Here is an 11,779-nt window from a genome sequence, read left to right as displayed (position 1 = left end):
GAATTAATCAAAACGGGCGAAGGAATACGTCCAATTATCTTCAATCAGATCATGAATTTACTTCAGGCAAACGGGATCAGGCGTACTTATGGTTCTTTACAGGTTTTGAAGGGAATTGATCTGGAAGTGAAGAGGGGAGAGATCGTGGCGATCGTGGGTCCTTCCGGTGCCGGAAAAAGTACGTTTCTGCATATCCTGGGCACTTTGGACAGACCGGAAGAAGGGCAGGTATTTATCGACGGTGTCAATGTTTTTGGTCAAAAAGACAAAGACCTGGCCCGGTTCAGGAACGAGAAAATCGGTTTTATTTTCCAGTTTCATAACCTGCTGGCTGAGTTTACCGCGCTCGAAAACGTGTGTATGCCGGGCTATATAAATGGGCAGATCAGCGAAAAGGATATTCTTCAGAGAGGGAAGGAATTGCTTGATCTGCTGGGTCTTGCGGGTCGAATGGACCATTTGCCTTCGCAGCTTTCGGGCGGGGAGCAACAGCGTGTTGCAGTGGCGCGCGCCTTGCTGAATAAGCCCGCAATCGTGCTGGCCGACGAGCCCAGCGGTAATCTGGATTCGCATACTGCGCTCGACCTACACCAGCTATTTTTTAAGTTGCGCAATGATATCGGGCAGACTTTCATCATCGTCACCCACAACGAAGAGCTCGCCGGCATGGCCGACCGCCGGCTGATCATGCAGGACGGGAAAATGCTTTCTTAATCTCACAAAAAATATTTTTACACAAATATGTGACCGAACCGATGGGCTTACGTCTAAAGGAAGAAGTTTTTCATAACGTTGTGTAAGTAAATAGCCGTTTGAAGTTTTAAGCGGATATTTTAATTTTTCTGGTTGAAAGTAAAAAAACCGCCGGGCGATCCCGACGGTTTTTCTTTATTAGCAAGAATGCTTTTGAAATTACATCATTCCGCCCATTCCGCCGCCGTGGCCGTGACCGCCACCTGCAGGAGCTTCTTCTGGCTCGTCAGCAATTACACATTCTGTTGTCAACAACAAGCCTGCGATAGATGCTGCGTTTTCAAGAGCCAAACGGGATACTTTCTTAGGATCAATGATACCAGCTTCCAAAAGGTCTGTATATACATTGTCTTTCGCATTGTAACCGTAAGCGCCGGTTCCTTCTTTCACTTTCTGAACAACAACCGAAGGTTCCTGACCTGAGTTAGAAACGATTGTTCTCAAAGGAGCTTCCAAAGCAACACGGATGATATTGATACCGGTTTTTTCGTCTTCATTAGAACCTTCAACGCCCTCCAGCGCAGCAGTAGCACGGATGTAAGCTACACCACCACCAGCAACGATTCCTTCTTCAACGGCAGCACGGGTTGCGTGCAATGCATCGTCAACGCGGTCTTTTTTCTCTTTCATTTCAACCTCAGTTGCAGCTCCGATATAAAGGATAGCCACACCACCTGACAATTTAGCCAGACGTTCCTGAAGTTTTTCACGATCGTAATCCGAAGTGGTATTTTCGATCTGCGCTTTGATCTGGTTTACGCGGCCCTGAATATCTTCAGAGTTACCTGCACCATTTACCAAAGTTGTGTTGTCTTTATCAATAATCGCTTTTTCGCAAGTACCCAGGTAATCCAAAGTAACGTTTTCCAATTTGAAACCGCGTTCTTCGCTGATAACCTGTCCGCCAGTGATTACTGCGATATCTTCAAGCATTGCTTTACGACGGTCACCGAAACCAGGCGCTTTAACAGCAGCTACTTTCAATGCACCGCGGATTTTATTTACTACCAGTGTAGCAAGTGCTTCTCCGTCAACATCTTCTGCCAAAATAAGCAAAGGACGGCCAGTTTGAGCTACTGCTTCCAAAACAGGAAGAAGCTCTTTCATGGAAGAAACTTTTTTCTCAGAGATCAGGATATATGGACGCTCCAAATCAGCTTCCATTTTCTCCGTGTTAGTTACGAAGTATGGAGACAGGTAACCACGGTCGAACTGCATACCTTCTACGGTTTTAACTTCCGTTTCAGTACCACGAGCTTCTTCCACAGTGATCACACCTTCTTTACCCACTTTCTCCATCGCCTCAGCGATCATTTGACCGATCTCTTCGTCATGATTTGCTGAGATTGTAGCAACCTGAGCGATTTCTTTTGAAGTTGTAATAGGTTTTTTCTGTGCTTCAAGATCTTTAACAATGATATGAACAGCTTTGTCAATACCACGTTTCAAATCCATTGGGTTAGCGCCAGCCGCTACGTTTTTAACACCGATCGAGTAGATCGCCTGTGCCAGAACAGTTGCAGTGGTAGTACCGTCACCCGCAGAGTCAGCAGTTTTAGAAGCAACTTCTTTCACCAACTGAGCTCCCATGTTTTCGATAGGATCTTTCAGGTCAATTTCTTTTGCAACAGTAACACCATCTTTGGTGATGCTTGGAGAACCGAATTTTTTATCAATTACAACGTTACGACCGCGGGGTCCCAATGTAACTTTCACGGCGTCAGCCAATGTATCCACGCCCTTCTTGATCTTGTCGCGTGCTTCTGTGTCAAAAAATATTTTCTTAGACATAACAGTTAATAATTTGAAATAACTTTAAGAGAAACTTAATGAAAAATAATTGTCAGACAATTAACCAATAATGGCGTAAATGTCTGATTCGCGCATAATCAGGATATCTTTTCCTTCATATGCTAACTCGGTACCTGAATACTTTCCATACAATACAGTATCGCCTACTTTCACAGTAAGTGGCTCATCCTTTTTACCTGGGCCAACGGCAACTACTGTTCCGCGTTGTGGCTTTTCTTTTGCAGTATCAGGGATAATGATACCAAATGCAGTTTTTTCTTCGGCTGGGGCTGGTTCTACAAGAACACGGTCAGCCAGAGGTTGTACGTTCACTTGTATTTCTGCTAAAGTTGACATAAATATTAAACGTTTGTTTTTTGATTGTCAGTAATTGTCTTGACTGGTAACCAGTAAGCACAATCTATGCCAGCAGACCGGGCTCTGACATTTTTTCCGGGCAGTGTGACAAATTTGTACCTAACCCCGCGGCAATATGATTATAATGCTATTCAGTTGTCAGTACATTAAAAAAATTGCTTCGCGTTTTCAAAATGACTAAATTTTATCGGCATCAATTTTAGAATCTTATGACAAATCTGCAAAGAGACTGGCTGACCGAGGGAGTTTTTGATTTTGAATACAAAAAGTATGTATTGATGGCGTATTTGCAGCATATTAATAAGGAGTTCGACCTCCATCGCCTGCACCCGCACCTGCCCGAGCTGCGCGTTCATTTTGGTATTTGTAATGATATTCGGGCTAATAAAAGGCAGATCAAAACCTCTTTCCCGAAAAACCTGACGGGCATCGACCTGCAAAGCTGGCAGCTACAATACGAGGAAACGCACCAGGACGATCCGTATATGGAAGAGCTGAACTACATACTTGACTTTGCAATCCCCAGGTTTGAGAAATCCATCGGTCAGGGTACCGAGCGTTTTACGGAAGTCGCGGAAAATCTGACGATCTCGCCTGTGGGCATCGTGCCTTTGCGCTTGCAAGAGGGTTACCTGCTATTTTTGCACGCTTTCCAGCCTCTGGTGAGTGTATTCCAATATCAGGTTGCTTTGTTTGATGAAATGAAGGAGCGGATATTGAATACCAGGTTTCTGGAAACTATACGGATCGGATTGGGTTACACAGTGTCGCAGATCAAGGTCGATCTTACCAAAAAGGACAAGTCGCTTCCCAATCCTGCTACCTACATTATTGAATCCAAATACGATTATCCGCTGCACGAAACCTTGCTTCCGGTTGCTAAGAAGCTGGTTTTGAAAGAAATCAATATCGCCTGATCCGGCAGCAATGCACATAAAAAATAGGTCACAATGTAAATTGTGACCTATTTTTTAACTAAGTATCTCTTACTTCGTAGTATCCGCAGGGGCAGCTGGCGTAGTTGCCGCAGGAGCCGCTTGCTGACCAGCAGCAGGTGCAGGTGCCGGAGCAATGTTGCCGCCAGGTACCACTGCATTTTGTGCTCTGTCTACATTGACACTTTTAATGCCGCCTCCATTGTCGTCGCCTCCTACCATAATATAAGAAGCCAGCGAGATCAGGATAATAGTGCTTGCAAGTCCCCAGGTGATTTGCTCCAATAAATCGGTCGTTTTCTTTACACCGAACATCTGAGTAGTACCAGCACCGGCAAACTCACTTGAAAGTCCGCCGCCTTTTGAGTTTTGAACCAATACTACCAGAATCAATAAAACTGCGACGATCGCCACGAGAATAATCAAACCCAAATACATGCTTTATATTAATTAATGATTGAATGACTGAATGATTGAAGGTGCAAATTGATTAATGGTTCATTCGCTCCTTATTAACTCAGTTTGCGTGATATAATTCGCTTAATTTTTTCGCAAAGTAATTCCTTTTTTCCGGTTTTTTCAAGATCATTTTCTGATAGATATCGATTGCTTTCTCGATTTTGCCCTGGCGGACTAAAATTTTCGCAAATGCTTCGGTCTCAATACTTCCTTCCCACGATTCGGCGACCCGCCCAGTCAGATCAACCTCCACCGGATCAAGGTTGTTGTCCTGGCGGTTGATCCTTGGGTTTTTCTTCATAAAACCCTGAATGATCAGCTGCTGCCGCTTTTGTTCTTCCGACTTCTGGGAGGCGAGTGTGGTAACCTGCTGATCCACGTCGCTGATCAGGATATCTTCGCCGTTCTGCGGCTCGATGGTTTCCGCAACCGGCTCTGTTTCTGCCGTTTCGGCAACAGTTTCAATGCGATCTGTGTTATTTTCAATCAATTGCTGAAGAGCAATTCTGCTTAATGCATAAACCGCCGCTCTCGGTCGGGTTTCATCCAGTTTTTCGGATCCTACCGACGCTTTTGCAAGCAGTGAATGCGCGATCTGGAAGTAAGGAAATGTCTTGATCGTAGCTTCAAGTTCGTCGATCAGTTCACTTCCCGTAAGCGCAGGTTGTTTTACAAGCCGGTTGAAGGATTCCTTTTCAATAATTGCCATACCCGGCTATTCAGTTAGATTCAAGCGATGAAATTAAGTAAAATCGGCGGTCAACTACCAGTCGGCGGCTGATTTATTGAAAATCTGCTGCACCAGGTTTTCACGGATTGTAGGTAAAAGACGCGCTTCATTCTGGTTCAGTGTTTGATCCTGAGGGAAATCCGCATAGTAAGTAAAAGACTGGTCAAAATTCTTGGTTTCGTCTTTTGCATTTGTGTAGCGAACCTGTATCGTCACATTCAGCCTGTTAAGTCCGGCCTGGTCATTCGCGGTAGGGGCAGCAGGTAATACATCATAGCCTGTGACAGAACCTTCGAGCACCAGGTCACCGCCACCCGGCTGACTTGTCAAACTTGTATTGCGTTGAAAATATTCTTTCAGGTCTTCCGTCAAACGTTGCGGCAGATCCGAAGGCCCGCCCGCAGTTCCCATGGTAAAGTTCAGCACACTGAAAGTCTTGATATCCGGGGAAAGGTTGGTGCCTGTAAAGGAATATACGCCACATCCTGACAGAAAAAACGGGCTGTGCAATACCAGCAAAACGATCAGAAACTTCTTAAAACGCACGTCACTCAAATAATCAGCCCATTTAGCCACTTTATTCTTCAATATCATACTGCTTGATTTTTCTGTATAACGTCCTTTCGGAAATGCCCAATGCATTCGCAGCATACTTTCGTTTGTTATTATTTTTACGCAAAGCCTTAATGATCATTTCTTTCTCTTTGTCTTCCAGTGAAAGCGATTCTTCCTCGGCCGAAACGTGCACCACATCTTCAATTTCACTTCGTTCGTCTGAATATCTGTCCAGATCCACCATTCTCGAAGGCGGGGGCGATAGCAACCGCGAAGGTTCGATCGTCGGGTTATTCATCGGCGGTTCGGCGTTATTGATCGAGCTGAATAGTTCCTGGTGGTCCTTCAATATATCTCCGCCGTATTTTTCATTTTCAAGCACATTTCTGACCAGTTTTTTCAATTCGGTCATATCCCGCCGCATGTCGAAAAGCACTTTATACAGTAACTCCCTTTCTGAAAATGAGCTTGCAGAATCTTCTCCGTTGCGCAATGTGACCAACGCTTTGCGGCTGGCCGGCTGCACAGGATTAAGGTAGTGGTTCAAGGTGTCAACACTGATCGGCAACTCTTTATCCGTTTCCAGAATGGTGATCTGCTCGGCGATATTTTTCAGTTGCCTGATATTTCCGGGAAATGCATATTGAAGCAATACATCCTTCGAATCTCCGTCGAGGCGCACAGGCTTTGTCCGGTATCTCTCAGAAAAATCATTGGTAAACTTCCTGAAAAGCAGCAAGATATCTTCTCCACGATCGCGCAGCGGCGGTACGTAAATAGGTACTGTATTTAACCGGTAATATAAATCTTCTCTAAATTTTCCATGATTTACAGCGTCGAGGAGATTCACGTTCGTGGCAGCAACCACACGTACATTCGTTTTTAACACTTTTGAAGAACCTACCCGGATATATTCACCATTTTCCAAAACCCTGAGGAGCCTGGATTGCGTCCCGATCGGCATTTCACCTACTTCATCGAGAAAAATGGTACCTGAATTGGTGGTTTCAAAATAGCCTTTTCTGGCATCGAGAGCGCCCGTAAATGCACCTTTTTCGTGCCCGAACAGCTCTGAATCGATCGTTCCTTCGGGAATAGCCCCGCAGTTGATCGCGATAAACGGACCGTGTTTGCGCGAGCTCAGACTATGTATGATTTTTGAAAATGACTCCTTTCCACTTCCGCTTTCGCCGGTAATCAGCACGGTAAGGTCCGTTGCCGCTACCTGCACTGCCACATTGATCGCGTGGTTGAGGCCGGGGGCAGTTCCGATGATCCCGAAACGGTTCTTTATAGCTTGTATTTCAGTTGAGTTCATTCAAATAGCGATATCCTACCAGCCGCTGACTTTTAGCTGTGCAAGGGTTTAAAAAATGGCCTCAACCTCTGTCAAAGCTTTTCCTTTAAGGGTTGCTGCGGTGCATTCGGTGATCATTACATTTACATAATCACCTATTTTGTAATGCTCGCGCGGAAAAATGACGCGCTTATTCTGGTCCATTCTTCCCGAAAAATCATTTTCAGAACGTTTGGAAGTCCCTTCAACCAGCACTTTTTGCACGGTACCGATCAATCGTTGATTTCTTTCGAGTGAAATCCTTTGCTGCACTTCAATGATCTCCGCCAGTCTTCGCTGCTTCACATCCGCCGGAATATCATCCGCATATTTCTTCGCAGCCAGTGTACCCGGCCGCTCGGAATAGGAGAACATATACCCGAAATCGAAACGGACATATTCCAGCAGCGAGATCGAATCCTGGTGCTCTTCTTCTGTTTCCGAGCAAAAACCGGAGATCAGATCGTGAGAAATACCGCAATCCTCGCCGATGATCCGGCGAATACTGTCAATTCTTTCCAGGTACCATTCGCGGTTGTAAGTCCGGTTCATCATTTCCAAAACCCTGCTATTGCCACTTTGCGCGGGCAAATGGATGTAGTTGCAAATGTTGTCGTACTTTTTAATGGTGTATAAAACCTCGTCGGTAATATCTTTCGGGTGCGAGGTACTGAACCGCACACGCAGGTCGGGATCTATCAACGCGACCATTTCCAGGAGCTGCGCAAAATTTACTTTGTTCTCCCATTTGTAGCTATCCACATTCTGTCCCAGGAGGGTAACTTCACGGTAGCCACGTTCAAAAAGGTCACGCGATTCTTTTACGATCGAATATGGGTCGCGGCTGCGTTCCCGGCCACGTGTAAGCGGTACCACGCAAAAGCTACACATATTGTCGCAGCCGCGCATGATCGAAACGAGCGCCGTCACGCCATTGGAATTCAGCCTGATCGGAGAAATGTCGGCGTATGTTTCTTCGCGTGAAAGAAAAACGTTCACGCCTTTTTGGCCGGTTTCAGCTTCCTGTACCAGTCTCGGCAGATCGCGGTAAGCATCCGGGCCGGTCACGATATCAACCATTTGCTCTTCTTCCAGCAGCTGTGTTTTGAGCCTTTCCGCCATACAGCCCAGGACGCCGATCAGCATGCCTGGCTTTTTCAGTTTCAGGAAATTCAAATGCCTCAACCTGTTCCGTACTTTCTGCTCCGCATTATCGCGGATCGCACAGGTATTCAAAAATATGACATCTGCATGCTGCTCATCGGAAGTAGTCGCGTAGCCTGCATCACGCATGACGGAGGCCACAATTTCGCTGTCTGAAAAATTCATCTGACAGCCGTAACTTTCTATAAAAAGCCTCTTTTTGCCGATCGCAGGCTCGTTTTCCGAAACACGCACGGTCTCACACGCCTCTTTATCTGCGTCGGTCAATATTTTTAGTGAACTGACAATTTTCTGCTCCATCGGAAGGATTCTTAGGCACTTAAAATCGCTGCGTTAATGCAGCTTTAATCACTTTCGGGTTCATTTTGAATACACCGAAAGAATACAAATATAGGAAGAAATCGAAGAAAAACTGACAAACTGTCATGGAAACGAACCGCTCAAACCAAAATCAGAAGGGGTAGCCTACACCCAAATTAATATTAAGGAAATTCGATTGTGTGCGGTTGAAGAGCCTTTTGAATTGCAGCTCATCGAGCACAAACTTCTGAACCGCAGGATCGTAGACTTTGATACCAAAATCAAATCGCAGGATAAAAAATGAGAGATCATAACGGATACCGAACCCGGTACCTACTGCAATTTCACGTCCGAAACTTTGCGCGTCAAACTTCTGAGATGCTGCGGCAGTACTATTGAGGTTCCAGACATTTCCGGCGTCGAGAAAGAGTGCATAGTTGATGTCGCCGAAGAAATTAGCCAGATACCCGCGCCATTCCAGATTACCTTCGAGCAGGAACTCGCCGGGCGATTCAATTGTGAGATTGTTGAAAGTTTTACGCGGAGGCGAGGAGCCAGGACCAAGCCGGCGCGGAAGCCACGCACGCAAACTATTTGAGCCGCCTGCAAAAAAGTACTTTTCATAAGGTGGCACTTTGCTGTCGCCGTAGCTGTAAATCGCCCCGGTATTCACCCTGGCGACAAAGGCAGATCTCTTTCCAACGGGCCAGTACCTCCGATAATCGGCATTTAAACGCAGGTATTTGTAAAATTGTAAGTCTTTGAAAACACTTCGGATCAGATCCTGCTGCTTCGGTAATACATTCAGCGAGGTGCCGCCAGATTCCAGTGCAACCCTGAAATACGTGGCCTTTTTCTGACGCCCCATCAATGCATTGGTATTGTAAATGAAATTGGCGTTAATATCGGATACAAAAGATTTGTTGAAGCTGTTAATCAGGTTATTACCTTGTAAAAACAACGTGTCAAGCAGGTTTTGAAAATCCGGGCGGATATTCTGGGTGTTCAAAATATTAAGATCAACCAGGGATAGGTTGAATAGCGTTTTACTCGTAGGCTGCCAAGAGTAGGTCATCGCCATTTTCAGATTGGTCCGGGTATATTCAGGCCGGTTCACGTAGTTGTATCCAACCCCAACTTGCGTCCGTGGATTATATTTGGACGTGCGGCGCTGTAAAAAGTTGCCCGGAGTGAGTAACCTCGGAAATATCAGGGAAGTATTCAAACCAATTTCTTCACTCCGGTAAATATCCTGATCTCCTAAAAATCCGGGGACGAGCTCAATACCACCTCGTACATTGGCTTCGAAGTTTTCAAGTCCGTTAAATACATTCCGGATCTTGTAAGACAAACTCGCAAAAGGCCCCGGCGCGCCTTGCAGCTGTATTACATTCAGCCCCACATCCGTGGAGATCTGATATTTTTCAAGCGGGATCACTTTGAAATAACTATTAATACCCGCCCCGGAAGAATCGAGTGTATAACTGTAATTCACAAAGTCAAACTGGTCGGTGAGAGATAGTTGCTGCTGGGTACCTCGCTCTTTATCCTGACTATAATAATCTCCTGGCCTGACCTGGATCTTGCTGTCGAGAATTTTTCTCGAGAATTTTTTATCCACAAAAGAATACCGGATCCCATTAAAAGTGCTGGTATCTCGTGCAAAAAGTGAATCAGGAATGCCCACAGGCGGCAAAACCTCAAATTGAACCGAATTGATCTTGTACCGCACACCCTTGTTGTCTTTCACGGGCATTTCAACATTTACATTGACATCAACTGACTTGAAACTGCTGTCTGTCAACACATTGGTAATTGTATCGTTGACCAGATACGAGACATTTTGCCTCGAAAACTCCATATAACCCTGGTTCCTAAGCAAGGTTTCGATCCGGATACGCTCTTCCTCAAACGCGTCCCCATCATACCTTTTCTTTCCGATTAATGCGGCGGTTTTCGAATTTGCATTGATAATACTATCGGCGAAGTAGTTTTTCACCTGGTAGTATACGTCACGGATAATGGTCGGTTTATTTTCCGTTACAAGATAATTAACCCGGATCCTGTTGAAAATAGTATCTGGTTTGAAACTGACTTTTGCTTCAAAAAAGCCATTGTTGTACAGGTACCGCTGCATTTTTTCTGCATTTTGAACCACTTCGTCCTGCTGGTAATAAACTGGCATTTCGCCCAGAACCCGCATCCAGAAGTTGCCCTGGGTGGCTCTTATCTGCGCCTTTTCAAGCTTTTTGGCATACCGCCGCTGAATTCTGCCCAGCTTTTTAGGGTCGTTTTCGTGAATACGGGATTCTTTCTGATAATTTTGCGTCACCTCGATCACCTTGCGCTGCTTCTCCTCGCGGTTATAGAAAATCTCGCCGAAGCGGTAGAGGCCCACATAAGGAAAAACAGGGAGCCCGAGTAACCTGCGGTTTGGTTTTTGAGGGATCAACCCGTCCAGTTCCGAATCGTTCACGATGCGATTGCCTTTGATGGAAGAAGTGCCGAGGTAATAATTTTTGTTTGTGGTGGACTTGGGTGCGCAGGACAACAATCCTGTGAAAACAAGGAAAATGAGCAAGCTGTATGTAACCCTACAATTGATATTCAATGCTTTCAAAAAATCGTATTAAGTATATAAACTCGCTTAAAGTAAAGAAATACAGGCAGTTGAGTCAAGCTTTTATCGTCGAAGGCGCCAAAAGTGTTTTAGAGCTGCTGGATTCTGACTATGAAATTGAGTTTGTATTGGCGACACAGGAATTTCAGCAAAAATACTCAACTATTTTATCCCGCAATAGCGCCGAAGCAGAAACGGTAACTGCACAGGAACTGGAAGGATTGGGTTCATTTCAAACCAACGACTCTTGTCTGGCAGTTGCTAGAACGAAGGAAAACGAATTTTTGTCTTACCAGGAACCTGAATTTGTATTGGTTCTGGACGATATCCGCGACCCTGGAAACCTCGGTACGATCGTCAGGGTGGCAGATTGGTACGGCATTCAAAAGATCGTTTGTTCAGAAGATACCACCGATTTCTACAACCCCAAAGTGATCGCCGCGAGCAAAGGTTCATTTACCCGCGTCCAGCATTTTTACACCGACCTCACCACTTACCTTGCCGATCAGGCTGCCGGGAAATCTGTGGCGGGTGCTTTTTTAGGCGGAGAGTCACTTTACGAATTCCAGTTTCCGGCAATCGGCGGGTTTATAATTATGGGAAATGAATCGAATGGAATTAGCCCGGAAGTTGAGAAATTTGTTACTGCCAAAATCACAATTCCAAGAATAGGAGAGGCCGAATCGCTGAATGCCGGCATTGCTACCGCTATTATTCTGGATAATATGTCCCGTCAGATTTCGGGTAAATAAAGGTCT

The 11,779-nt window shown here is 45.4% G+C and carries 11 protein-coding genes; 3 read left to right on the top strand and 8 right to left on the bottom strand.

Annotated features, from left to right (window positions below; genetic code table 11):
• Nucleotides 1-51: 51 nt before the first annotated feature.
• The gene (locus KOD92_RS05805) at nucleotides 52-714 is read left to right on the top strand and encodes an ABC transporter ATP-binding protein (RefSeq protein WP_215232536.1); all 663 of its coding nucleotides are present in this window, start codon (nucleotides 52-54) and stop codon (nucleotides 712-714) included.
• Between the two features lie 198 nt (nucleotides 715-912).
• Here the strand turns inward: KOD92_RS05805 and groL are convergent, their stop codons facing one another.
• Both groL and KOD92_RS05795 read right to left on the bottom strand, forming a co-directional pair.
• On the bottom strand, nucleotides 913-2,544 hold the full coding sequence (groL, locus tag KOD92_RS05800; RefSeq protein ID WP_215232535.1) for a chaperonin GroEL: 1,632 nt from the start codon (nucleotides 2,542-2,544) through the stop codon (nucleotides 913-915).
• A 60-nt stretch (nucleotides 2,545-2,604) separates the two neighbouring features.
• Nucleotides 2,605-2,901 carry a co-chaperone GroES gene (locus KOD92_RS05795; protein WP_031526862.1) on the bottom strand — a complete coding sequence of 99 codons (297 nt, stop codon included), beginning with the start codon at nucleotides 2,899-2,901 and terminating at the stop codon, nucleotides 2,605-2,607.
• A gap of 230 nt (nucleotides 2,902-3,131) precedes the next feature.
• Between KOD92_RS05795 and KOD92_RS05790 the strand changes: the two genes are divergently transcribed.
• Nucleotides 3,132-3,839 (top strand): hypothetical protein, encoded by a 708-nt coding sequence (locus KOD92_RS05790; RefSeq protein WP_215232534.1) that lies wholly within the window; start codon nucleotides 3,132-3,134, stop codon nucleotides 3,837-3,839.
• Nucleotides 3,840-3,908: 69 nt separating this feature from the next.
• On the opposite strand, the gene secG is transcribed toward KOD92_RS05790, so the two are convergent.
• From secG to tamL, 6 genes are all read right to left on the bottom strand, one after another.
• Nucleotides 3,909-4,295 (bottom strand): preprotein translocase subunit SecG, encoded by a 387-nt coding sequence (gene secG / locus KOD92_RS05785; protein ID WP_215232533.1) that lies wholly within the window; start codon nucleotides 4,293-4,295, stop codon nucleotides 3,909-3,911.
• 79 nt (nucleotides 4,296-4,374) lie between these two features.
• On the bottom strand, nucleotides 4,375-5,025 hold the full coding sequence (locus tag KOD92_RS05780; protein ID WP_215232532.1) for a hypothetical protein: 651 nt from the start codon (nucleotides 5,023-5,025) through the stop codon (nucleotides 4,375-4,377).
• Between the two features lie 54 nt (nucleotides 5,026-5,079).
• Complete coding sequence (gene lptE, locus KOD92_RS05775) at nucleotides 5,080-5,640, bottom strand: LPS assembly lipoprotein LptE (RefSeq protein ID WP_229254543.1); 561 nt, start codon at nucleotides 5,638-5,640, stop codon at nucleotides 5,080-5,082.
• Nucleotides 5,624-6,919 carry a sigma-54 interaction domain-containing protein gene (locus KOD92_RS05770; protein WP_215232531.1) on the bottom strand — a complete coding sequence of 432 codons (1,296 nt, stop codon included), beginning with the start codon at nucleotides 6,917-6,919 and terminating at the stop codon, nucleotides 5,624-5,626. The genes lptE and KOD92_RS05770 overlap by 17 nt, the downstream gene beginning before the upstream one ends.
• Before the next feature lie 48 nt (nucleotides 6,920-6,967).
• Complete coding sequence (gene miaB, locus KOD92_RS05765) at nucleotides 6,968-8,401, bottom strand: tRNA (N6-isopentenyl adenosine(37)-C2)-methylthiotransferase MiaB (protein WP_215232530.1); 1,434 nt, start codon at nucleotides 8,399-8,401, stop codon at nucleotides 6,968-6,970.
• A gap of 151 nt (nucleotides 8,402-8,552) precedes the next feature.
• Nucleotides 8,553-11,021: a translocation and assembly module lipoprotein TamL gene (gene tamL / locus KOD92_RS05760; protein WP_229254542.1), complete on the bottom strand. Its 2,469-nt coding sequence runs from the start codon at nucleotides 11,019-11,021 to the stop codon at nucleotides 8,553-8,555.
• Between tamL and KOD92_RS05755 the strand changes: the two genes are divergently transcribed.
• Nucleotides 11,012-11,773 (top strand): TrmH family RNA methyltransferase, encoded by a 762-nt coding sequence (locus KOD92_RS05755; protein ID WP_215232529.1) that lies wholly within the window; start codon nucleotides 11,012-11,014, stop codon nucleotides 11,771-11,773. The genes tamL and KOD92_RS05755 overlap by 10 nt on opposite strands.
• The last annotated feature ends 6 nt before the right edge of the window (nucleotides 11,774-11,779 follow it).

It is taken from the genome of Dyadobacter linearis, assembly GCF_907165045.1.
GTDB classification, from domain to species: domain Bacteria; phylum Bacteroidota; class Bacteroidia; order Cytophagales; family Spirosomataceae; genus Dyadobacter; species Dyadobacter linearis.
Note: the sequence above shows the minus strand (reverse complement) of the source record. Positions and strands in the feature narration are given on the sequence as shown.